The organism is Marilutibacter chinensis (assembly GCF_021725675.1).
Taxonomy (GTDB): Bacteria; Pseudomonadota; Gammaproteobacteria; order Xanthomonadales; family Xanthomonadaceae; genus Marilutibacter; species Marilutibacter chinensis.
Window position 1 is genome coordinate 563,140 of sequence record NZ_JAKJPO010000001.1, and the last position, 21,462, is coordinate 584,601.

The 21,462-nt window shown below is 68.7% G+C and carries 20 protein-coding genes; 10 read left to right on the forward strand and 10 right to left on the reverse strand.

The window, feature by feature from the left end:
* Nucleotides 1-69: 69 nt before the first annotated feature.
* Both L3V18_RS02495 and L3V18_RS02500 read right to left on the reverse strand, forming a co-directional pair.
* Nucleotides 70-549 carry a GFA family protein gene (locus tag L3V18_RS02495; RefSeq protein WP_237053015.1) on the reverse strand — a complete coding sequence of 160 codons (480 nt, stop codon included), beginning with the start codon at nt 547-549 and terminating at the stop codon, nt 70-72.
* Nucleotides 550-724: 175 nt separating this feature from the next.
* Nucleotides 725-2,365, reverse strand: coding sequence for a serine hydrolase (locus tag L3V18_RS02500; RefSeq protein WP_237053016.1), 1,641 nt, complete (start codon nt 2,363-2,365; stop codon nt 725-727).
* Nucleotides 2,366-2,525: 160 nt separating this feature from the next.
* Between L3V18_RS02500 and L3V18_RS02505 the strand changes: the two genes are divergently transcribed.
* The 3 genes from L3V18_RS02505 to htpG all read left to right on the forward strand — a co-directional run bounded on the left by L3V18_RS02505 (nt 2,526) and on the right by htpG (nt 6,664).
* Nucleotides 2,526-3,779: a TIGR03862 family flavoprotein gene (locus L3V18_RS02505; RefSeq protein WP_237053017.1), complete on the forward strand. Its 1,254-nt coding sequence runs from the start codon at nt 2,526-2,528 to the stop codon at nt 3,777-3,779.
* Nucleotides 3,780-3,958: 179 nt separating this feature from the next.
* On the forward strand, nt 3,959-4,393 hold the full coding sequence (locus tag L3V18_RS02510) for an FKBP-type peptidyl-prolyl cis-trans isomerase (RefSeq protein WP_237053018.1): 435 nt from the start codon (nt 3,959-3,961) through the stop codon (nt 4,391-4,393).
* Between the two features lie 378 nt (nt 4,394-4,771).
* On the forward strand, nt 4,772-6,664 hold the full coding sequence (htpG, locus tag L3V18_RS02515) for a molecular chaperone HtpG (RefSeq protein ID WP_237053019.1): 1,893 nt from the start codon (nt 4,772-4,774) through the stop codon (nt 6,662-6,664).
* 296 nt (nt 6,665-6,960) lie between these two features.
* Here the strand turns inward: htpG and L3V18_RS02520 are convergent, their stop codons facing one another.
* Nucleotides 6,961-7,914, reverse strand: a complete 954-nt coding sequence (locus L3V18_RS02520; RefSeq protein WP_237053020.1) for an AraC family transcriptional regulator — start codon at nt 7,912-7,914, stop codon at nt 6,961-6,963.
* A 176-nt stretch (nt 7,915-8,090) separates the two neighbouring features.
* On the opposite strand from L3V18_RS02520, the gene L3V18_RS02525 reads away from it, so the two are divergent.
* Complete coding sequence (locus L3V18_RS02525) at nt 8,091-9,098, forward strand: aldo/keto reductase (RefSeq protein WP_237053021.1); 1,008 nt, start codon at nt 8,091-8,093, stop codon at nt 9,096-9,098.
* A 142-nt stretch (nt 9,099-9,240) separates the two neighbouring features.
* The gene (locus tag L3V18_RS02530; protein ID WP_237053022.1) at nt 9,241-9,996 is read left to right on the forward strand and encodes an SDR family oxidoreductase; all 756 of its coding nucleotides are present in this window, start codon (nt 9,241-9,243) and stop codon (nt 9,994-9,996) included.
* A gap of 39 nt (nt 9,997-10,035) precedes the next feature.
* Here the strand turns inward: L3V18_RS02530 and L3V18_RS02535 are convergent, their stop codons facing one another.
* Entirely contained in the window at nt 10,036-10,836 is an 801-nt protein-coding gene (locus tag L3V18_RS02535) for a sulfurtransferase (protein WP_237053023.1), read from the reverse strand.
* A 187-nt stretch (nt 10,837-11,023) separates the two neighbouring features.
* Here L3V18_RS02535 and L3V18_RS02540 point away from each other — a divergent pair, with 187 nt between their 5' ends.
* Nucleotides 11,024-11,335 (forward strand): HPF/RaiA family ribosome-associated protein, encoded by a 312-nt coding sequence (locus L3V18_RS02540; RefSeq protein WP_237053024.1) that lies wholly within the window; start codon nt 11,024-11,026, stop codon nt 11,333-11,335.
* Between the two features lie 179 nt (nt 11,336-11,514).
* Here the strand turns inward: L3V18_RS02540 and soxR are convergent, their stop codons facing one another.
* From soxR to L3V18_RS02560, 4 genes are all read right to left on the reverse strand, one after another.
* Nucleotides 11,515-11,949: a redox-sensitive transcriptional activator SoxR gene (soxR, locus tag L3V18_RS02545; protein WP_237053025.1), complete on the reverse strand. Its 435-nt coding sequence runs from the start codon at nt 11,947-11,949 to the stop codon at nt 11,515-11,517.
* A gap of 167 nt (nt 11,950-12,116) precedes the next feature.
* A complete protein-coding gene (locus tag L3V18_RS02550; RefSeq protein ID WP_237053026.1) occupies nt 12,117-13,310 on the reverse strand; it encodes a glycosyltransferase in 1,194 nt (397 codons plus the stop codon).
* 117 nt (nt 13,311-13,427) lie between these two features.
* Nucleotides 13,428-14,711 (reverse strand): MFS transporter, encoded by a 1,284-nt coding sequence (locus L3V18_RS02555; RefSeq protein WP_237053693.1) that lies wholly within the window; start codon nt 14,709-14,711, stop codon nt 13,428-13,430.
* Between the two features lie 165 nt (nt 14,712-14,876).
* On the reverse strand, nt 14,877-15,494 hold the full coding sequence (locus tag L3V18_RS02560) for an HD domain-containing protein (RefSeq protein WP_237053027.1): 618 nt from the start codon (nt 15,492-15,494) through the stop codon (nt 14,877-14,879).
* Nucleotides 15,495-15,777: 283 nt separating this feature from the next.
* On the opposite strand from L3V18_RS02560, the gene L3V18_RS02565 reads away from it, so the two are divergent.
* Nucleotides 15,778-16,518, forward strand: a complete 741-nt coding sequence (locus L3V18_RS02565) for an energy transducer TonB (protein ID WP_237053028.1) — start codon at nt 15,778-15,780, stop codon at nt 16,516-16,518.
* A 274-nt stretch (nt 16,519-16,792) separates the two neighbouring features.
* On the opposite strand, the gene sstT is transcribed toward L3V18_RS02565, so the two are convergent.
* A complete protein-coding gene (sstT, locus tag L3V18_RS02570) occupies nt 16,793-18,046 on the reverse strand; it encodes a serine/threonine transporter SstT (RefSeq protein ID WP_237053029.1) in 1,254 nt (417 codons plus the stop codon).
* A 400-nt stretch (nt 18,047-18,446) separates the two neighbouring features.
* Between sstT and L3V18_RS02575 the strand changes: the two genes are divergently transcribed.
* Nucleotides 18,447-19,076 (forward strand): hypothetical protein, encoded by a 630-nt coding sequence (locus L3V18_RS02575; protein ID WP_237053030.1) that lies wholly within the window; start codon nt 18,447-18,449, stop codon nt 19,074-19,076.
* Between the two features lie 32 nt (nt 19,077-19,108).
* Here the strand turns inward: L3V18_RS02575 and L3V18_RS02580 are convergent, their stop codons facing one another.
* A complete protein-coding gene (locus tag L3V18_RS02580) occupies nt 19,109-19,702 on the reverse strand; it encodes a DUF4136 domain-containing protein (RefSeq protein ID WP_237053031.1) in 594 nt (197 codons plus the stop codon).
* 184 nt (nt 19,703-19,886) lie between these two features.
* On the opposite strand from L3V18_RS02580, the gene L3V18_RS02585 reads away from it, so the two are divergent.
* Nucleotides 19,887-20,456 (forward strand): LEA/WHy family protein, encoded by a 570-nt coding sequence (locus L3V18_RS02585; protein WP_237053032.1) that lies wholly within the window; start codon nt 19,887-19,889, stop codon nt 20,454-20,456.
* An 89-nt stretch (nt 20,457-20,545) separates the two neighbouring features.
* The gene (locus tag L3V18_RS02590; RefSeq protein ID WP_237053033.1) at nt 20,546-21,460 is read left to right on the forward strand and encodes a hypothetical protein; all 915 of its coding nucleotides are present in this window, start codon (nt 20,546-20,548) and stop codon (nt 21,458-21,460) included.
* The last annotated feature ends 2 nt before the right edge of the window (nt 21,461-21,462 follow it).

The following is a 21,462-nucleotide window of genomic DNA, read 5'->3' on the forward strand; positions in this document are numbered from 1 at the left end:
GCAGCGGCCGAACGCCCGCCTTCTCGGGTTCCAGGCCACACCGCGAAGCGATAGCGGTTCGAACACGTTTCAGGCATCGCCCAGGGCAACGCCCAGTCGCTCCTGGCCTTCCCGTGGCCAGCAGGCTTCGCTGTCGTAGTGCCCTTCCGCGGCCGGTACGTCCGATGGAAGTACGACCCAGGGCAGCTTCGATCGCGTGAAACAATGCGCTCCAGGCGTCAGTCTGCCCGGCTGATCCAATGTGCCTGTGAAGACAAGCGCTACGCGCGTGCCAAGATCGGGATGATGGCTCCACAGGGCAATGCCGCATTCTGGGCAGCGCAGGAGCGTCTGCGTGCGACCGGTGTCGGTGGGCACCACGCAGGCTCGCGGATCGCCGCTAAGCAGAGTTATCCGCTTCATCTCGATGATCGCGTTGACAGCGAACGCGCTGCCGGAAATACGCTGGCATTCCGTGCAGTGGCAGCAGTGCACGAAGATCGGTGCACGGGTGAGCCGATACCGGACTGCACCGCAGATGCAGCCCCCCTCGAAGACGCCGTCGATCATGTCTCTCCTCGCCATCATGTCTCTCCTCGCCAAGTAAGGATGTCCCGGAACGACGATCCGGAACGGCTCGATTCGACATCCGCTCCGGAAGAGCCTGGACGTGCGACAGCCCCGGGAGAGGTCGGGCATCCCGCTCCGGCAGCATCGATGACGGGCGGAGCCCGCGGAACCCGGATCAGTCCGTCTGCTTCTCTGCCGGCGGCACCAGCCTCAGGTGGTGGAAGTCGAAGCTGAAGTCGGTCAGCGGCGATATCGCCTCCATCCGCGCTTCGCGGATCTTGCCGTCGGGGTCGAGTGCGAAGCTTACGAAGGCATCCGCATTCAACCAGCGCTCATCCCAGCGCACGATGAAGGTGTCGTGCTGCCAGTGTTCGAGCGACCCGCGCAGCGCCGGCGTATGCAGGAAGCGCATCCGCAGCCGATCGTCGACCTGTTCGATCGCGACGTCGCCATACCAGCGATCGCGGTAGGTGGCGGCATAGCCGGCCAGCGGCAGCGATGGCCTCGATCCGGCGTCGCGCGCGGCCAGGTGTTTCTTCCAGTCTTCGGCGGCCTCGTCGCGATCCTTGGCCAGCGCGGCGGCGAAAGCCGCGTTCCAGTCGCTGGCCGGTGCGCCGAGCATCGCGTCCAGCGCACGCAGCGTGACTGCCTGGAAGGCGCTGCCGACCTCGGCGTTGGTCAGTACGACGATTCCGATGTCCCGTTCCGGCACCAGGGTCAGACGCGAAACCATGCCGGGCCAGCCGCCGGTGTGCCAGACCAGCTTCTCGCCCCGGTAATCGCTCAGGTTCCAGCCCTCGCCGTAGCCGGAGAAGTTCGGCATCGCCGCCTGCAGCTCCGGCACCGGCGCCTTGCCGACCGCGCGCGGCGTCACCACCGTCCACATCGCCTGCTGGCGCTTTTCGCTGAACAGCCGCTGCTCGCTCCCGGCGGCGTCCCGATAGGTTCCGCCGGCCAGCTGCAGCCGCATCCAAAGACTCATGTCGTGGACGCTGGAGTACAGGCCGCCGGCGCCGGAGACGTTGGCCCATGCCATCCGCGGTGCGGGCTGCAGGTCCTTGAAGTCGGCCTTGGCATAGCCGGTAGCGACCTCGTCGCCGGCGCGCAGCGCATCGCTGTTGAAGCGGGTCGCTTCCATGCCGAGCGGACCGAGGATGCGCTGCTGCAGGAACTGCCCGTACGATTGTCCGCTGGCCGCCTCGATCACCAGCTGGGCGACGCCGTAGAGAATGTTGTCGTAGGCATACTGGCCACGGAAACTGCCGTCGATCGGCACCTCGCGCAGGCGCCGGGCGACCTCCTCGGTGCTGTAGTCGGTGGTGGGCCAGTACAGCAGATCGCCTGCGCCCAGGCCCAGACCGCTGCGGTGGGCGAGCAGGTCGCGGATCCGCATCTCGCGGGTGATGTACGGATCGGCCATGCGGAACCACGGCAGATGGTCGATCACCCGGTCGTCGAGCGAAAGCTCGCCCTCGTCGGCGAGGATCGACAGCGACGCGCTGGTGAAGGCCTTCGTGTTGGATGCGATCGCGAACAGCGTATGCGGCCCGACCGGCGTCCGCGTCTCCAGGTCGCGCAGGCCGTAGCCGCGTTCGAGCACGATCTCGCCGTCCTGGACGATCGCCACCGCGATGCCGGGCACATCGAAGGTCTCGCGGGTCTTCTCGACGAAGGCATCGAACCCGGCCAGTGCGGGCGGCACGGCCGCATCGGAGGCGATGACCGCATCCTGCGCCGATGCCGGCGGCAATGGCGCGAGCGCGACCGCCAGGGCCAGCGCCAGAATCCCCGCCGGCCGCTTCCACCCGCCGCCCATGCGAGGGCCCAGCCTGTCTTTGTCGCCTGCTGTCCGCTTCATCCGCCACCTCGCTTCGTGCACAAGCGGCCGACGATACCGCAAGTCCACCGACGCGCCGGAGGGCCGGAAGTCGCATGGCATCATGTGCGCCCGCGCTCGCCGCCCACATCCCGATACGATGCTTCCGGTCCCCTCGTCCCTGCCCGGCCTCGCCGTGATCGGCGGCGGCCCCGCCGGCCTGATGGCGGCCGAAGCCGCGCGCGCGGCCGACGTGGAGGTCGACCTGTTCGAGGCCAAGGGCTCGGTCGGCCGCAAGTTCCTGATCGCCGGCAAGGGCGGTCTGAACCTGACCCACGGCGAACCGCGGCCCCGATTCGACACCCGCTATCGCGAACGCGCGGCGGCGGTCGGCCGCTGGCTCGACGACTTCGATGCCGAAGCCCTGCGCGCGTGGGCCCGCGGGCTCGGCGTGGACACCTACGTCGGCAGCTCCGGACGGGTGTTCCCGGACGACCGCAAGGCCGCGCCGCTGCTGCGCGGCTGGGTCCGGCGGCTGCGCGAACAGGGTGTGCGCTTCCATGTCCAGCATCGCTGGCTGGGCTGGAGTGACGCCGGTGCGCTGCGCTTCGAGACACCCGACGGCGAAACCGCGCACCATGCGAGCGCCACCGTGCTGGCGATGGGCGGTGGCAGCTGGCCGCAGCTCGGCTCCGACGGCGGCTGGGTCGACGCGCTGCGCGGACGCGGCATCGACGTCGCCCCGCTGGAGCCGGCCAACTGCGGTTTCGACATCGGCTGGAGCGCGCACCTGGCCCGCCATGCCGGCGCACCGTTGAAGCCGGTGGTCGCGCACTGGCGCGACGACGAGGGCGAGCATGCGCTGCAGGGCGAATGCGTGCTGACCGCGACCGGGATCGAAGGCAGCCTGGTCTATGCACTATCGGCCGGATTGCGCGAGGCGATCGCCCGTGACGGCGGCGCCGGCCTTGAACTCGACCTCGCCCCCGGCCGCACGCTGGAGCGGCTGCGCGACGAGCTGGCCCGCCCGCGCGGCAAGCGCAGCCGCACCGAGCACCTGCGCCGCGCCAGCGGCCTGTGCGCGGCCAAGGCGGCGCTGGTGGTCGAAGTCCTCGGGCCCGGCATGCTCGACGATGCCGCACGGCTCGCAGCAACGATCAAGCGCCTGCCGCTTCGGTTGCGGCGTCCACGTCCGATCGCCGAGGCGATCAGCAGCGCCGGCGGCGTACGCCTGGAGGGGCTCGACGACACGCTGATGCTGCGCTTTCCGCCCGGCCATGCCCCTTCGGGCGTTTTCTGCGCGGGCGAGATGCTCGACTGGGAAGCGCCGACCGGCGGCTATCTGCTGCAGGCCTGTTTCGCCAGCGGCCTGAAGGCCGGCCGTGGCGCGGTTGCATGGCTACAGCAGTTCTGAAGGAACTGCTTTCCCAAAAAGCAGCCAGTCATGTGACCAGAAGGCGGCGGCCCCATGCCTTTGCGGGACCGTAAGCGGCATGGATGCCGCGTCCCGCAAAAAGGCATGGGGCCGCCGGCTTCCCGCACATAACTCGCCGCCTGCGACAATCCAATATTCAGCCTCGCCGAAAGCACCCCATGATCCGCATCCTGACCCTCGCATGCCTGCTCTTCACCCTGGCCGCCTGCCGCGACCCCGGCCCGCCTCCCGGCGGCACCGTGGCCGAGCTGCAACGCCTCGACGTGGTTGAAGGCGACGGCGCCCTCGCCCGCCCGGGCATGGAAGTCACCGTCCATTACACCGGCTGGAACTACGACGAGCGCCGGCCGGACAAGCGCGGCGAGAAGTTCGACAGCTCGCTCGACCGCGACGAGCCCTTCAGCTTCCTGCTCGGCGCCGGCCGGGTGATCCGCGGCTGGGACGAGGGCGTGGCCGGCATGCGCGTGGGGGGCAAGCGCGAGCTGCATATCCCGGCTGAACTCGGCTATGGCAGCCGTGGTGCCGGCGGCGTGATCCCGCCCAACGGCTCGCTGGTATTCGAGGTCGAACTGCTCGACGTGCGCGAGCGCTGATCAGCGCCATGGTTTTGTAGCCCGGGTAAGCGAAGCGCACCCGGGAAGAGCGGCCGCCGCCCCGGGTGCGCTTCGCTTACCCGGGCTACGGGACTGTCGAAGTCGCCATCCCGGCTCCGGCCAGGGTCTCCAGCCAACTGTCCAGACGCGCCCGGGCATGGCTCTGCAGGACCTTCCGCAACATGGATGTTGCGGATGGGCCCCCATGGACAGGTTTACGGCGTGTCCTGCAGAGCCATGCCCGGGCGCGTCCTCATGCACGCACTCAAAGCAGATCCCATGCCCGGAATGACGGGCACGGAACATTGAGGCTTGAAAGCCCGTCGCGCGGCCCCATCCAGCGCCCTGTCCACGCAACACCGAGCACAGGAGCCCGCCATGAGCGTTGAAACCCACAAGGAAACCCTCGGCTTTCAGACCGAGGTCAAGCAGCTGCTGCAGCTGATGATCCACTCGCTGTACTCCAACCAGGAAATCTTCCTGCGCGAGCTGGTTTCCAACGCCTCCGACGCCATCGACAACCTGCGCTTCCAGGCCATCGCCCAGCCCGAACTGCTCGAAGGCCAGGGCGAGCCGCGCATCCGCATCTCCACCGACAAGGATGCCGGCACCGTCACCATCGAGGACAACGGCATCGGCATGAGCCGCGACGAGGTCGTCGCCAACCTCGGCACCATCGCCCGCTCCGGCACCGCCGAGCTGCTGCGCGGCATGACCGGCGAGCAGAAGAAGGACTCGCAGCTGATCGGGCAGTTCGGCGTCGGCTTCTATTCCTCGTTCATCGTCGCCGACCGGGTCGAGGTGTTCACCCGCCGCGCCGGCCAGCCGGCCAGCGAAGGCGTGCACTGGAGCTCCGAGGGACAGGGCGAGTTCCAGGTCGCGACGATCGACAGGCCCGAGCCCGGTACCCGCATCGTGCTGCACCTGAAGGAAGGCGCGGGCGAATTCGCCGACGACTGGCGCCTGCGCGGGATCATCAAGCGCTACGCCGACCACATCGGCGCCGCGATCGAGATGCCGAAGCGGGGCGAGGACGGGACCGCCACCACCGAGTGGGAGAGCGTCAACGACGCCAGCGCGCTGTGGACGCGTCCGCGCAACGAGGTGAGCGACGACGAATACCGCAGCTTCTACCAGCACATCGCCCACGACTTCGAGGATCCGCTGGCATGGAGCCACAACAAGGTCGAGGGCAACCTGGAGTACACCTCGCTGTTGTACGTCCCCGGCCGCGCCGGCTTCGACCTCTACCATCGCGACGCCAACCACGGCCTCAAGCTGTACGTGCAACGCGTCTTCATCACCGACCGCGCCGACCAGTTCCTGCCGAACTACCTGCGTTTCGTCCGCGGTGTCGTCGATTCCGGCGACCTGTCGCTGAACGTCTCCCGCGAGATCCTGCAGAACAGCCCGGCGGTCGGTTCGATGAAGACCGCGCTGACCCGGCGCGTGCTCGACATGCTCGCGAAGCTGGCCGGCGACGACGCGGACAAGTACGCGAAGTTCTGGGACCAGTTCGGCGAGGTGCTGAAGGAAGGTCCGGCCGAGGACTTCGGCAACCTCGAGAAGATCGCCGGCCTGTTGCGCTTCGCCTCGACCCACGACGACAGCGGCAAGCCCTCGGTCGCGCTCGCCGATTATGTCGCACGTATGAAGGAAGGCCAGGAGAAGATCTACTACCTGACCGGCGAGAGCCACACCCAGCTGAAGGGCAGTCCGCACCTGGAGGTGTTCCGCAAGAAGGGCGTCGAGGTGCTGTTGCTGAGTGACCGCATCGACGAGTGGATGATGGGCTACCTGCGCGAATTCGACGGCAAATCCTTCGTCGACGTCAGCCGTGGCGACCTCGATCTGGGCAGCCTCGACAGCAGCGAAGACAAGGCCCGGCAGGAAGAGGTCGCCAAGGCCAGCGAAGGGCTGGTGGAGCGGATCAGGACCGTGCTCGGCGAACAGGTGTCCGGCGTGCGCGTTTCCCACCGGCTGACCGAATCGCCGGCGGTGCTGGCCGCCGGCGAGCACGACGTCGGCGCGCAGCTGCGGCAGCTGCTCGAGGCCAGCGGGCAGGCGGTGCCCGAATCGCGGCCGGTATTCGAGCTCAATCCGGAGCATCCGCTGATCGCACGGCTCGATCGGGAGAGCGACGGCGAGCGCTTCGACGCCCTGACCCGGATCCTGTTCGAGCAGGCGTCGCTGGCCGCCGGCCATGGCCTCAAGGATCCGGCCAGCTACGTCGGCCGCCTCAACAAGCTGCTGGTCGAGCTGGCCGGCTGATGGGCATGCGCGGGGCGTAACGCCCCGCATGCCTCCGCAGCAGTGGCTTGAACCGCGATCCCCGGGCTGCGCCCGGGAGTCCCCAGAGTTTGCTGCGCAAACCGTGCGCCCCGCCGTTGCGCTTCCAGCCTCCATCGCGCCCGCGGCGCCACGTGTTCCGCTTCAATTCGCGCCCTGTGGCGCCTACGTGCTCTCCTTCAATTCGCGCCTCTGGCGCGAATCGCCCCCTGACTCAGGGGCTGGGCTCCATGACACAGGACCGCGATCAGGCCCTCGCGGGAAAGTCCCGACACGGCTCATGCCGCACCTACGGAGCCCCGCATCGCCCGCACTTCCCGCCGCGGCGGCGCCCCGAACAGACGCCGGTACTCGCGGCTGAACTGCGACGGACTCTCGTAACCGACCCGGTGCGCGGCCGAGGCCGCCTCCAGCCCCTCGCTGAACATCAGTCGCCGTGCCTCGTGCAGGCGCAACTGCTTCTGGAACTGCAGCGGCGACATCGCCGTCACCGCCTTGAACTGGTGGTGCAGCGACGACGGACTCATGTGCACCGCCTCGGCCAGCGACTCGATCCGCAGGCTCTGGTCGAAGCGCGAGCGGATCCACTCGATCGCACGCGCCACCCGCTGCGTGCGCCCATCGTGCACCGCCAGGTCGCGCAGGCGATGGCCGAGTTCGCCCATCAGCACCCGGTAATGGATCTCGCGGCAGGCCGCCGGCGCCAGCACCGGCAGGTCGCGCGGCTCGTCCAGCAGGCGCACCAGCCGCAACAAGGCATCGAGCAGCGCGCCCGACATCGAGGCCACGTACAGCCCCGGCTCGCCGGCGCCCGCCGTTGCCGTCGTCGCGTCGGGCCCCAGGTCCAGCATCAGCCGCGAGACTTCCTCGGTATCGATGTCCAGCCGCAGGCACAGGTAGGGACGCTCCGGGCTGGCCTCCAGGATCTGCCCGACGGCAGGCAGGGTCACCGACACCACCAGATAGTTGAGCGGGTCGTAGTGGAACACCCGGTCGCCGACCAGAGCCCGTTTGCTGCCCTGCACGACCACGCACAGGCAGGGTTCGTAGACCGATGGCAGGCCATCGTTCGGCGAACTGGCCTGGATCAGGGTCAGGGATTTCCAGGCCGAGGCATGCACCCCATCCCCGGGCACCCATCGGGCAATCCGCTCGGCCAGTTCCTGCTGGCGCGGGTCTCCAGAGCGTGCCGACGCGGTTCCGGATTCCGGTTGCAATTGCATGATTTTCATGGAATCTGCCATGCCGCCAAGCATACGCCGCGCACCCACGCTTCAGGAGCGCCAACGGGTCGACGTGCAGGATCGGGCAAGAATCCTGCGGCAACCGGCTACCGGCCCAGGGGCCCGCAGACCTAGGCTGGCTCCGCCGCCTGACAAGGCCTCTCCCCCCAACACCGGAACCCGTCATGACCGCTTCTCCCCCCACCGCCGTCCCCCGCCGCTCGCTCGGACAGGGCCTCACCGTGTCCGCCATCGGCCTCGGCTGCATGGGCATGTCCGACTTCTACGGCCCGTCCGACGAACAGACCAACCTCGCCGTGCTCGACCACGCCGTCGACATCGGCGTGAACTTCCTCGACACCGCAGACATGTACGGTGTCGGCCGCAACGAGGAACTGTTGTCCAAGGTGCTGGCCCGTCGCCGCGACGAGATCGTGCTGGCGACCAAGTTCGGCAACGTGCGAGCGCCCGACGGCACCTTCCTCGGCATCGACGGCTCGCCCGAATATGTCGCCGCGGCCTGCGACGCCAGCCTGAAGCGGCTCGGCATCGACCACATCGACCTGTATTACCAGCATCGTATCGATCCGAAGGTGCCGGTCGAGGACACCGTCGGTGCGATGGCGCGACTGGTCGAAGCGGGCAAGGTGCGTTTCCTCGGCCTTTCCGAGGCCTCCGGCGACACCGTGCGCCGTGCCGCCAGCGTGCATCCTATCGCCGCACTGCAGAGCGAGTATTCGCTGTGGACACGCGACGTCGAGGACGACGCCCTGATCACCTGCCGCGAACTGGGCATTGGCTTCGTCGCCTACAGCCCGCTCGGACGCGGATTCCTGACCGGTGCGATCGCATCGATCGACACGCTGGCCGACGGAGACTGGCGGCGACAGAACCCGCGCTTCCAGGACGGCAACATCGACGTCAACCGTGCGCTGGTACAGGCTGTAACCGAGCTGGCGCAGGCACGCGGCTGCACCCCGGCACAACTGGCGCTGGCGTGGCTGCTGCATCGCGGGCCGGACATCGTGCCGATCCCGGGCACCCGACGGATCGGCCGCCTCGACGAGAACGCAGCCGCGACGACGCTGGCGCTCGATGCGGCCGAACTGGCGCGGCTGGACGAGATCCTGGCCCGTCACGAGGTCGCCGGCACGCGCTACCCGGCCGCAGCCATGGCCAACGTCAACGCCTGACGCCTTCCCCCGGGATCTTCCCGGATTTTCCCCGTGCGCCGGCCAGGATGCCTGCTGGCGCACCTTCGCTCACCAGACCCACGTGCACGCCGCGCGGCGATGACGCACGCCCGTCAACACCTCCAAGCAAGCAGGAAACCCCATGTCAAACTCTCCCGCCAACTACGAAATCAACGGAAAAGTCATCGCCATCACCGGCGCCAGCAGCGGCATCGGCGAGGCCACCGCGTTGCGTCTGGCCGACCACGGCGCCCGCCTGGTCCTTGGCGCCCGCCGCACCGACCGCCTCGACGCATTGGCCGCCCGCATCCGCGAACGAGGCGGCGAGGCCTTGGCACAAACACTCGACGTGACCGATCGCGGCCAGGTCGGGGCGTTCATCGACGCTGCGGTCCAACACTTCGGCCGCCTCGACGTACTGGTGAACAACGCCGGCGTAATGCCGCTGTCGCCACTCGACGCCGGTCGCGTCGACGAATGGGACCGGATGATCGACGTCAACATCAAGGGCGTGCTGTACGGCATCGCCGCCGCACTGCCGGTGATGCGCTCGCAACGGTCGGGCCAGTTCGTCAACCTGTCCTCGATCGCCGGCCAGGTGCTATTCCCGACCGGTGCGGTCTATTGCGGAACCAAGTTCGCCGTGAATGCCATCTCCGAAGGCCTGCGCCAGGAGGCCGGCGCCGACATCCGGGTGACCACGATCGCACCGGGCGTCACCGCCTCGGAGCTGTTCGACAGCATCGCCGACACCGCCACCCGCGAACACCTGGAGAAGGAGTTCCCCGATCCGATTCCCGCCGATGCGATCGCGCGCGCGATCGCGTTCGCCATCGGCCAGCCGGCGGATGTCGACGTCAACGAGATGGTGGTGCGCCCGACCGCGCAGACGCTCTGAGCCGCGTCCACGGATGCCAGCACAGCGTGTCCGGCAGCGTCAGGCCGCCTGCCTGCCGTTGCCGGGCGCTTCCGGGCCGGCACCGTTGTTGCCGCTTCCGACATCGCCTCCGTCGACCAGCGGCCGCAACGCGGGATCCAGCGCCACGCGCTCGTCGAACACGAAGCAGCGGCCGTCGTAATGCGCGCCGCCGACCTGCTCGAAATAACCGAGGATGCCGCCGTCGAGCTGCAGCACGTTGTCCATCCCGGTCGCACGCATCCACAGCGCCGCCTTCTCGCAGCGGATGCCGCCGGTGCAGAAACTGACCACGGTGGCGTCGGCAAGCGCCTCGCGGTGCGGTTCCAGCGCGTCGGGCAGGTCGGTGAAGTTGTCGATCGGCAGGGTCAGCGCGCCAGCGAAACTGCCATGGCCGACCTCCTCGCGGTTGCGCGTGTCGAGCATCACCACCGGCCGGCCGGCATCGTCGTGCCCCTGGTCGAGCCAGCGCGCGAGATCGGTCGGCGCCAGCGCCGGCGCGCGCCCCAGCAGCGGCGAGGCATCGTCGCGGCGGAAAGCGATGATCTCGCGCTTGAGCTTGACCTTCAGCCTCGCGAACGGCTGCGTGCGACTGTGGCTGTACTTGACCCCGATGCCGGCGAAGCGCGCGTCCTCGCGCAGTGCCTCGACGAAACCGTCGATCGCCGCGGCGGTCCCGGCCAGGAACAGGTTCAGGCCTTCCCCGGCGACCAGCACGGTGCCGCGCAGATCGCGCGATCCGGCCAGTTCCCGAAGACGCGCTGCCAGCGGGGCCGGATCCTCGACCGGGGTGAAATGGTAGGCGGCGATATTGACGAACATCGGCCGATTCTACGCGGCCACTGCGTCTTCCACCCTGAATGCCATCGCCCCCTGACAACGGAACCCCGGCCCTTCTGCGCGGTCTGAACCTCCGCATCGCCAGGATGATCGCAGGGGACGCATGGGGCGTTCCCGTCGCGGATGGCGAGCCGGCGGCAACCCGCCGACCACAGGAGATGGAGGCGCAATGAAAGTACAGATCAATACCGACAACCACGTCCAGCACGACGAGTCCCTGACCCGCCACGTCGAATCGTCGGTCGCCGCCGCGCTCGACCGGTTCGGCGACCAGATCACCCGTATCGAAGTCCACATCCGCGACAGGAACGGCGGCAAGGCAGGCAGCGACGACAAGCACTGCATGATGGAGGCCCGCCTGGAAGGCCTGCCACCGATGACCGCCTCCGAGCACGCCGACAGCGTCGCCGCTGCGGTTTCCGGCGCCGCCCGCAAGCTGCAGCGCGTGCTCGACCATGCGCTGGGCAAGCTCGCCCACTGAGCCCGCCTGCAGGAGCGGCGTAAACGACATCCGCGGCTGCGCCCTGGAATCCCCGAAGTTTGCTGCACGAACCTCGGGGCCCTCGTTGCATCACCGCCTCCCCGTCGCAACTCCGGTACGAATCTCCCCCTGGCCCAGGGGCCGGGCCGATGATGCACGGAGGTGCAGGTCCCGCCCCCTCAGTCCTCCCATCGCCGCGCGCCGGCGCCGTCCTCGTGCAGGCGATCGCCGGGATTGGCAAGCCGGCAGCGGTCCAGCGACAGGCAGCCGCACCCGATGCAACCGCCGAGGGTGTCGCGCAACTGGGTCAGCCTGTGGATCCGCTCGTCGAGTTCGTCGCGCCACAGCGTCGACAGCCGCATCCAGTCCTGGCGGGTCGGCGTGCGCTCGTCCGGCAGGGTCGCGAGGGCGTCGCGGATGGTCGCCAGCGGAATGCCGACCTTCTGCGCAACCCGGATCACCGCCAGCCGCCTGAGCGTGTCGCGGGCATAGCGGCGCTGGTTGCCGGCCGTTCGCCGGCTGTGGATCAGCCCCTTGGTCTCATAGAAGTGCAGTGCCGAAACCGCCACTCCGCTGCGTCCGGCAAGCTCCCCGACGCTCAGTTCCGCATGCATGCCCATCGCGATCGACTGACCTCAAGCAATATCGAGGTCATCATCGTCGCCGCGCGGGCCTGCGCACGCAAGCCGTTCACGAACGCGTTGCGTGCAGCAGGACGCGGAGGGTCCGGGGCTCGACGACGGCAGGTGCCGGGCTCGCCGTGCCTGCTGCACGCGATGCGTCAGGTCTCGTCGATCATGCGCTGGTAGAGCGCGACCACCTGTCCCATCAGATGGACGGTGCTCCAGGCGGCGGCGTCGGCCGGTCCTGCCGCCGAAAGCTCGGCGCGCCGTTCCGGCGAACGCAGCAGCGCGGCGACGTGACCGGCGAATTCGGCCGCATCCTCGCGACTGACCACCGCGCCGCGGGTGTCGCGCAGAACGGTCGCCGTGCCCATCACCGCGGTGGAAACGACCGGCACGCCCAGCGCCATCGCCTCGGTCAGCACCAGGCCCTGGGTCTCGGTCGGCGAGGCGAACACGAACACGTCGCCGGCGCGGTAGGCGTCGAGCAGCGCACCGCGGCGGTCCAGGTTGCCGAAGAAACGCACGTTGCGCTGCAGCCCCAGCCGCTCGACCATCTGCTTGAGCCGCGGCGCATCCGGTCCTTCGCCGGCGATGATGAAGAGAAGGTCCGGGAAATCCGGCACCAGCCGCTTCACCACGTCGATCAGGAAGCCGATGTTCTTCTCAACCGCCAACCGGCTCACCGTGACCAGGGTCGGTCGCGCGGGGTCTATCCCGTGCCGCTGCCGGAACGCCGCGCCATCGCCGCCCTTGAACTCCTCCAGGTCGATGCCGGTCGGGATCACCGTCGACGGTGTTTCGATGCCGTAGCGGTCGAGCACTTCGACCATCTGCCGACTCGGCACGATCAGGTGATCGACGCCATGGCAGAGGAACCGCGACGCACGCCGCGCGACCATCCGCAGCGACCCGGCCGGCAGCCACGGCAGGTAGTGGGCGACGTACTCCTCGAAATAGGTGTGGTAGGTCTCGACCGTCGGCACCCCGCTCAGTTCCGATAGCTGCACGCCAAGCCGGTGCGCACGGAACGGCGTGTGGATGTGCACCACGTCCCAGGCCCGCGAGGCCAGCTTCGGCAGGATCCGGCGCATCGCCGAAGCCTTGATCAGGCGGTCCTCCGGATCGAAGAAAATGACGCTCGAGGGCAGGCGGATCAGCTCCAGCCCTTCCAGGCCGTCATCGGCGCGCTGGGCGGCTTCCTGCGGCGGGTGCGCGGACCCGGCATAGTCCGGCGCGACCAGGGTCACCCTGTGCCCCATCCGCAGCAGCGACTGAGCGAAGGTGCGGATCGACGTGGACACCCCGTTCACCCGGGGGAAATAGACGTCCGACAGCATCAGGATGTTCATCCCGAAAGGCTATGTCGGTGCGATGACAGGCAGGTTTCACCGCTGTCGCGACGTCGCGGTGCCGGTGCGCGGCGGGCTGGACACGGTCACCTGGTTGACACAGGCATCGACGCCGGCTCAGTCGTGCGCCGGGTCGGGAACCGACAGCAGCGCCAGCAGGGTCAGCGCGGCCGCCACGACCAGATAGCCGCCGACGGAGGCGAGGCCGTAGCGTCCGGCCAGCCAGGTTGCCACGTACGGCGCCAGCGAGGCGCCGAAGATGCCCGACAGGTTGAACGCCAGCGACGCGCCGCTGTAGCGCACCTCGGCCGGGAACAGCTCGGCCAATATCGTCCCCAGCGGTCCATAGGTCAGGCCCATGATGCCCAGCCCCAGTGCCAGGAACAGCAGCACCCCCGCGCCACTGCCGGCGACGAACAATGGCGCGAACAGCAGGCCGAAGGCGATGATCGCCAAGGTCGCCAGCACCATCATCCGCCTGCGCCCGACCCGGTCGGCGTAGCGCGCGGCCAGCGGAATGGTGAGTCCGAAGCAGACCACGCCCGCCATCTGCATCCACAGGAACTGTTCGCGCGTGTAGCCCAGCTGCGAGGTTCCCCAGCTCAACGCGAACACCGTCATCAGGTAGAACAGCACGAAGGTCGCCAGCGCCGAGACGGTGCCGACCAGCAGCGCGCGCGGATGCCGCAGCAGCACGTCGAGCATCGGCACCCGCACCCGCTCCTGGCGCTCCAGCACGCGCCGGAACGCCGGGGTCTCGTTGATGCTCAGGCGCACCCACAGTCCCAGGAACACCAGCACCGCACTGCCGAGGAATGGCAGCCGCCAGCCCCAGCCGAAGAACGCAGCATCGTCCATCGCCTCGGTCAGCAGCAGGAAGGTGCCGGTCGCCAGGAAGAATCCCAGCGGCGCGCCCAGTTGCGGAAACATCCCGTACCAGGCGCGCTTGCCCGGCGGCGCATTCTCGGTCGCCAGCAGCACCGCGCCGCCCCATTCTCCACCCAGTCCCAGACCCTGGCCGAAACGGCACAGCGCCAGCAGCGCCGGCGCAGCCACGCCCCACTGCGCATGCGTCGGCAGCAGACCGATCGCGACCGTCGACAGGCCCATCGTCAGCAGTGCCGCGACGAGGGTCGCCTTGCGCCCGATGCGGTCGCCGAAGTGGCCGAACACCGCCGAGCCGATCGGCCGGGCCAGGAACGCGAGCGCGAACGTCGCCAACGACTGCAGGGTCGACGACGCCGGATCTCCGGCCGGGAAGAACAGCGCCGGAAACACCAGCACCGCCGCGGTCGCGTAGATGTAGAAATCGAAGAACTCGATCGTGGTGCCGATCAGACTGGCGAACAGCACACGCCATTTCGAATTGGCCGCCGAAAGATCGGCCGCGTTGCCGGCCATCACCACATCGCTCATCAGGGTCTCCACGGGATTGCCGGCGGATCGCCGGTGTCACGGCGTACGGTCCCGGCCGCACGCGCATGCGCCGCTTCGATTGTAGGGGTCATCGCCGGCTGCCTGGGAATCCACAAGACAATGGAACCGTCCGGGGACACCGCATCGTCCTCATCGCTTGTGGGTGATCAGCCGCCGCAGATTGGCGCGCGCGCGGGCTTCCAGGCGCTGGTGGAAGAATTCGCTGAGGTAGATCCGTTCGCGCTGCAGAAGTGCCTTGACGAAGCGGCGGCGGTTGAGCCGGAATAGCCAGGCGGGTACGTGTCCACGGTACTCGCTGGCGATACCGCGATCGTAGGCATCGAACACCCCCGGATCGGCTCCGAGGATCGCCATGTCGCAGTCGAGAAAATGACGCACGTCGTCGGGCGCCGGATCCGCGTCGAAGTCCGAGGGTACGAATCCGCCGTGGCGCGCGGTCAGCCTGATCAGTTCCGCGACCCGTCCCGCGTCGATCCCGGCATCGGCCTGCCAGCGGCCGATCTCCTCGACCGCGAACACCGCAGACCGCGCTTCGTTGTCCCCTCGACCGGGCTCGTAGACCGCGTCGTGGTAGAGCACCGCCAACTCGACCTCGCGCGGCTGCCGCCAGCCGGGTCCGGCGGCGACATCGCGATAATGCCTCAGCACCTCCTGCACGTGGTCGAAGTTGTGGTACGCCCGCGCCGGCTCGGCATAGGCGGCCCGGAGGCGCTCCAGCTGGGCGGGGGGCAGATCGGGCATGGACATGCGGAACTCCGGCGCACGGGATCGACAGGCCGGGACAGGATAGCTGCGGGCGGCGCTCCGGCCGCTGGGACGACCCGTCCGCACGCCTCCGACAGCCGACAGGCGCTTGCACGTCTGGCCTCGCGTCATTGCCGGTCAGGAATCAACCGTTCGTCCGTTGAAAAGCACCTTTCATCAAGAAACAGTGCTCCTGAAATAACCCTGTAACCTACGGCGCACCGGAACGCGGTGTCATTCGTTCGTAACGGACATATGTTAGGCCGCGCGGCCTGGGAGGATTACGATGAAACACGCCATTCTGGTCGCATCGATGCTGGCCGCTCCACTGCTGGCACCGCTCCTTCTGGCCGGCACCGCGGCCGCGCAGGCCCCGCTCGCCGCGCCCGACAGCCAGCCCGCCGCGTACACGTTCGCGGTCGACCTCGACGCGCGCGGCCAGGTCACCGGCATCGCGCCCGATGGAGCGATGCCGGAGGCGGCCCGCAAGGAGCTGGAAAGCCGTATCGGCGAATGGGCGTTCACCCCCGCCGAAGCGAACGGACAGCCCGCCACAACCCGCACCTACCTGCGCGTCACCACCAGCGGTTCCCGCGGCCCCGACGGAATGATGAAAGTGCTGTCGGCAACCACCGGCCCGGGCGTCGCCAGCCTCGCCAATCCGGCCTACCCGACCACCGAGCTGCGCCGTGGCGAAGGCGGCATCGTGGTCCTGCAGCTTGCCGTCGATGCCAATGGTCGGGTCACCGGTGTCGATTTCTATGGCGACCGCCAGCGCGCGTCGCGCTCGCTCGCCAATGCGGCCAAGGTCGCCGCGCAGGACTGGCGCTTCAAGCCCGAGACCGTGAACGGTACGCCAATCGCCAGCACGGTGGTGCTGCCGGTGTGCTTCATGGCGACCCACCCGACCATGTCGACCTGCTCCTGGCAGGGACCGGACGCGAAGAACTTCAATCGCATGGACATCGTCGCGGTGAATCCGGCCGCGCGGGTCGAGACCGGTGTCGGCCAGTTCGCCAGCAACTAGTCGCGCACATCCGCCGATGACCTCCCGAAGTCTGCAGCGCGGACTTCGGGTTCCAATGCGCGGTTCCGATCCCCCGCTCGCGCCTTCGGCGCAAGCCGCCCCCTTCTCCCTTACCAGGGGCTCGAAATGCCGGCAGTCTGTCCAGAAGCCGGAGGCCGTGGGGTTTGCGGGATACGCTGCAAGTACGCCGATGTAAGCTCATCGTCGGCATCCATGCCTCCGAATATCCCGCAAACCCCACGGCCTCCGGCTTCCCGCGCGATGGAGCCTCTATTTACCCTCCGCTACGCTCAGCCGCCCGGCAAGCCGCCGCCGTGAACAACACGTCGGTCGAGGAGTTCAACGCCGTCTCGCACGAATCCTGCACCACACCGATGATGAAGCCGATCGCGACCACCTGCATCGCGACGTCGCTGGAGATGCCGAACATTCCGCAGGCCAGCGGGACCAGCAGCAGCGAGCCGCCGGCCACACCCGAGGCCCCGCATGCCGCGACGGCGGCGACCACGCTCAGCAGCAGGGCCGTCGCCAGATCGACCTCGATGCCCAGCGTATGCACCGCAGCCAGCGTCAGCACGGTGATCGTGATCGCCGCACCGGCCATGTTGATCGTCGCGCCCAGCGGGATCGACACCGAATAGGTGTCCTCCGGCAATTCCAGGCGCCGGCACAGATCCAGATTGACCGGAATGTTGGCCGCCGAACTGCGGGTGAAGAAGGCGGTGATGCCGCTCTCGCGCAGGCAGGTCAGCACCAGCGGATAGGGATTGCGACGGGTCAGCGCCGCCACGATCAGCGGGTTCGCGACCAGCGCGACGAACAGCATGCTGCCGACCAGCACCGCCAGCAGGTGCGCGTAACCGAGCAACGCGCCGAACCCCGACTCGGCGAGGGTCGCGGCGACCAGGCCGAAAATGCCCAGCGGAGCGATGCGGATCACCAGCCTGACGATGAAGGTCACCGCGCCGGCCAGGTCGGACACCACCGCGCGGGTGCCGTCGCCGGCGTGCCTCAGGGCGATGCCCAGGCCGACCGCCCAGGCCAGGATGCCGATGAAGTTGCCGTCGCGCAGCGCGCTGACCGGGTTGTCGACGATCTTCAGCAGCAGCGTGCGCAGGACCTCGACGATGCCCTCCGGCGGCGCCATTTCGACGCCGGATTCCACCAGCCGCAGCGACGAAGGGAAGACGAAGCTGGCCGCCACCGCGACCAGCGCGGCCATCAGGGTGCCGGCCAGGTACAGGCCGAGGATCGGCCGGATGTGGGTCGACTTGCCCTTCTGGTGGTTGGCGATCGCCGCGGTGACCAGCACCAGCACCAGCACCGGCGCGACCGCCTTCAGCGCCGAGACGAACACCGTGCCGAGCAGCCCGGCCGATGTCGCCGCCGACGGCCACAGCCACGCAAGGACGATGCCGGCCGCGAGTCCGACCAGTATCTGCACGACCAGGCTGGTGCCGAACAGGAAACGCAGCACCCGGCTGTCGGGGGCCACGCGCCGGGGTGAAAGCTTGTCGGATGCGGTCATGCCTGCGCCTGCGGACGGATTGCGCCGCATCCTCGCCTGAACACGCGAGCCCGGCAAGCCCATGTCCGCATCGCCGGCGGCAGTCCGCGGCTCGAGGCGCTAGGATCTGGGCTGGCATGCGTTCGAACCGGAGAAGCCGGGGCCACGCCACGCGGCGGAACGCATCGGGGAACCTCTGCCCGATACGATCGGGGCGGCACGCGCCCAAGGTGCGCGCCGGTCGACCGCGAGGCACCACCGCCTGGCCGGGCAAGGAACTGTCGCGCCTGCGGACCGGCGTACGGGCACCCGGCCCAGCGGAAGCGGTTCCTGCCGTCCGGTTCGACCAGAGATCTCCCGACGTCCCGCGAAGCCGTTTGCCATTCTGCCGATCAGAAAACACCTCACGCCAAGGACTGCCATGACGACACCACGTCTCGCGCGACGGTGCTCCGCCCTGCCCGATGCGGTGACGGCGGGGTTCTTCGCACTGGTCTGGATCGCACCGCAGGTACCGGGCGCGGGCGCGATCCGTACCGGCATGTTGATGATGCTGGTCGAGTTCGTCCTGCTGCACGCGTCGGCGATGATCGGCTCGATCGCGCTGAATGCGTCCAGCAGCCCGCGCAGGAAGCTCACCGCGGTCGGCGGCTTTGCCGCGCTGTACCTGCTGTTCATCGCCGCCTGGGCTTGGCAGTTCCGGGCCTGGTGGCCGCTGGTCGCTTTCGGCTGGCTCGTGGTCGGCAAGGCCTGGCTGGTCATGCAGCCACTGCCGCGCCAGGACAGGCGCCAGATGATGCAGTCCGAATGGGCGATCGGGGTAATGGCCTACCTTGCCGGGACGTTCGCCACCGTGTTCCTGCCGATACCCCGCCTGGGCATGGATCCGGCGATCGTCGCCGAGGCCGCCCTGCCCGGCAGCGGACTATGGGTGAGCAGCCCGCACACGGTGATCGCGTTCGGCGTCTTCTACTTTGGCGTGCTTGCGGTCACCAAGGCACGCGGTACCCGGCTGAAGCACGCCCACATACCAGGCAGTGATCCCGACTAGGAAGGAGATCCGGTCCCTGCCTGCTCCCCGCCTCAGGGCGCGGGTGGGCTGGAACCGGCGGCGAATGGGAACTGCATGAAGATCGCGGCGACCGCCTGGTCGGCGGCGGCGGCGCGCTCCTGCGGCGTACGCTGCACCACCCGCCCAATCGCGTCGCCGGTCCACACCAGCCGGTTGCGCGCAGCATCGACCACGTCGATCGTCAGCGTCCCCTCGGTATATCGGCTGACCTCGGTCTGGTCGTACCAGTACGGCACCGCGACGTAATGACGATGGCGGTAGCTGTAGAAGTACGTCACATCGGTGCGCGGCACCGTGTAGACGTCGGTCTTCTCCTGCACGACGGCCTGGAAATTGACCCGGAGGTCGGGCGAGGTCTCGTCGAAGACATAACCGCGCGCGTCCATCTCGCGACGAACGGAGGCCTTGATGCGGTCGGTCAGGTAGGTGGAGTAGCCCGACTCCTCCATCGCCAGCGGCTGGTAGAACGCATAGCTGCGATAGCGCGAGAAGTCGGCCTCCGGGTCGAGTTCGGTCCGCACCCGCGGTCCGCTGGCGCAGGAGGCCAGCAGGGCGATCGCGACACAGGCGAGAACGAAACGGACGAATCGATGGGGATGTCGCATGACGGGCCTCGGCGTGTGCGGTCCGGACGACCGATGCAGGAACGCTACACCGCCCGGCGTCGACATGGAATCACCATTCCTGTCGGACTGCTCCTGCCGGGTCCGGTCCGGACCGCCGCACCCGCCGCCCCGCCCGTGGCAGACTGCCCGCGAAGGCCGGACCCCGCCGGCCGGGAGTCCGGACATGATCCCGCATCGACCCGCCTCCGTCGCGCCGACCGCGTACGACCCACGCACGGCGCCGCGCCCTGGACGCCACGCGCCGTCCGCGCTGCCGGCATGGATCGCCACCCTGCTGCTGGCGACGGTGGCGGCCCTGTCGGCCGGCTGCGCCAGCCTTCCGCATCACGATCCGCTAAGCATCGACGTCGCCGGAATCGAGACCCTGCCCGGCGAGGGCATGGAGCTGCGCCTGGCGGTCAAGCTGCGTGTGCAGAACCCCAACGACAGCGCGATCGACTACCGCGGCGCGGCCCTGCAGATGAGCCTCAACGGCCGCCGACTGGCGACCGGCGTGAGCGACGTCGCCGGCACGGTCCCGCGTTATGGGGAGACGGTGCTCACCATACCGGTCACGGTGTCGGCGCTGGACGTGGCCCGCCAGGTCGCGGCGCTGGCGGACGGCGACGGCGGCGCCGACTGGCATTACCGGATCGAAGGCAAGCTCGAAGGCGGCCTGTTCGGTACCCGCCGCTTCGGCGACAGCGGCACGCTCGACCTTTCGCGGGAACTGGGTCCGTCTGACGGGCGCTGACGCACGACTTCATCCACCGCGACATCCGGCGCCGGGATTGGAGGCCCGGCTCTAGCCACATCGGGTATCAAGAACGCCTGGTGGGCTGAATGGAAACAGGCGGACAGGTGCACCACGAATATACCGTCGCGTTCTTCGACATCCTCGGCTTCAAGCGCACGTCCGAGCGGCTCGGGCTGGCCGAGGTCGAGCGCCGGTACCGCGCGCTGATCGAAGTGGTCGACCGCTTCAACGCCAATTCCGCCAGCCTGTTCGGCCTGCTGAACTTCGAGGAGTCGGCGTACTGGACCGAAGACGGCGACATCTTCATTCTCAACCGGATCGACGGCGCCTATGCCAGCGATTCGATCGTCGTGTGGACGTCGCGCTGGTGGCCCGAATCCCGCGAACTCGATCCCCGGACCCGCGCCCGGCTCGCGCGGGACCCGGAAACGGGCTGGCTGCACACGACGGTTCCCTGCGACAACCTGCTCAGCGTCTGCAACGAACTGGTCTGCCGCAGCATCGAGGTCGGCCTGCCGTTCCGCGGCGCGCTGGCGATGGGGCCGGCCCTGCTCGACTCCGCGCGCACCCTTTTCCTCGGGCCGCCGCTGATCCAGGCGGCGACGCTGGAGCGGGAGCAGGCGCTGATCGGCGCCAGCCTGTGCGCGTCCTTCATGCAGCAATCGATTCCCGAGCGCTTCGCGCTCGGCTTCGACCGCCACCTCAAGCCGGGGTTGGCGCGTGATTTCGGTGGCCAGGTGCTCGACTGGCCGCGTCACTGGCGCCTGACCCGCGGCAGCGATCTGCGCAGCCGGATCCAGGTGTTGTCGCGCGATACCGGCTCGGCCGAGGTGCACTACCGAAACACGCTGGACCTGATCGACCTTTCCGAACGCCAGGAGCGGCGACGGCAACCGTCCGCGCCCGCCGGCTCGCGCGGTCCGTCGCTGCGCGAAAGCCATCCGGCCTATGCCGGCGCCAGGCTGAAGACGCCGTTCCGGGCGATCCGCCGACGCCGCTGAAC

What these genes read in the sequence shown, in the direction of transcription:
- L3V18_RS02495 (WP_237053015.1), bottom strand. Translation starts at nt 549, where the DNA reads ATGATCGACGGCGTCTTCGAGGGGGGCTGCATCTGCGGTGCAGTCCGG.
- L3V18_RS02500 (WP_237053016.1), bottom strand. Translation starts at nt 2,365, where the DNA reads ATGGGCGGCGGGTGGAAGCGGCCGGCGGGGATTCTGGCGCTGGCCCTG.
- L3V18_RS02505 (WP_237053017.1), top strand. Translation starts at nt 2,526, where the DNA reads ATGCTTCCGGTCCCCTCGTCCCTGCCCGGCCTCGCCGTGATCGGCGGC.
- L3V18_RS02510 (WP_237053018.1), top strand. Translation starts at nt 3,959, where the DNA reads ATGATCCGCATCCTGACCCTCGCATGCCTGCTCTTCACCCTGGCCGCC.
- htpG (WP_237053019.1), top strand. Translation starts at nt 4,772, where the DNA reads ATGAGCGTTGAAACCCACAAGGAAACCCTCGGCTTTCAGACCGAGGTC.
- L3V18_RS02520 (WP_237053020.1), bottom strand. Translation starts at nt 7,914, where the DNA reads ATGAAAATCATGCAATTGCAACCGGAATCCGGAACCGCGTCGGCACGC.
- L3V18_RS02525 (WP_237053021.1), top strand. Translation starts at nt 8,091, where the DNA reads ATGACCGCTTCTCCCCCCACCGCCGTCCCCCGCCGCTCGCTCGGACAG.
- L3V18_RS02530 (WP_237053022.1), top strand. Translation starts at nt 9,241, where the DNA reads ATGTCAAACTCTCCCGCCAACTACGAAATCAACGGAAAAGTCATCGCC.
- L3V18_RS02535 (WP_237053023.1), bottom strand. Translation starts at nt 10,836, where the DNA reads ATGTTCGTCAATATCGCCGCCTACCATTTCACCCCGGTCGAGGATCCG.
- L3V18_RS02540 (WP_237053024.1), top strand. Translation starts at nt 11,024, where the DNA reads ATGAAAGTACAGATCAATACCGACAACCACGTCCAGCACGACGAGTCC.
- soxR (WP_237053025.1), bottom strand. Translation starts at nt 11,949, where the DNA reads ATGCATGCGGAACTGAGCGTCGGGGAGCTTGCCGGACGCAGCGGAGTG.
- L3V18_RS02550 (WP_237053026.1), bottom strand. Translation starts at nt 13,310, where the DNA reads ATGAACATCCTGATGCTGTCGGACGTCTATTTCCCCCGGGTGAACGGG.
- L3V18_RS02555 (WP_237053693.1), bottom strand. Translation starts at nt 14,711, where the DNA reads ATGGCCGGCAACGCGGCCGATCTTTCGGCGGCCAATTCGAAATGGCGT.
- L3V18_RS02560 (WP_237053027.1), bottom strand. Translation starts at nt 15,494, where the DNA reads ATGTCCATGCCCGATCTGCCCCCCGCCCAGCTGGAGCGCCTCCGGGCC.
- L3V18_RS02565 (WP_237053028.1), top strand. Translation starts at nt 15,778, where the DNA reads ATGAAACACGCCATTCTGGTCGCATCGATGCTGGCCGCTCCACTGCTG.
- sstT (WP_237053029.1), bottom strand. Translation starts at nt 18,046, where the DNA reads ATGACCGCATCCGACAAGCTTTCACCCCGGCGCGTGGCCCCCGACAGC.
- L3V18_RS02575 (WP_237053030.1), top strand. Translation starts at nt 18,447, where the DNA reads ATGACGACACCACGTCTCGCGCGACGGTGCTCCGCCCTGCCCGATGCG.
- L3V18_RS02580 (WP_237053031.1), bottom strand. Translation starts at nt 19,702, where the DNA reads ATGCGACATCCCCATCGATTCGTCCGTTTCGTTCTCGCCTGTGTCGCG.
- L3V18_RS02585 (WP_237053032.1), top strand. Translation starts at nt 19,887, where the DNA reads ATGATCCCGCATCGACCCGCCTCCGTCGCGCCGACCGCGTACGACCCA.
- L3V18_RS02590 (WP_237053033.1), top strand. Translation starts at nt 20,546, where the DNA reads ATGGAAACAGGCGGACAGGTGCACCACGAATATACCGTCGCGTTCTTC.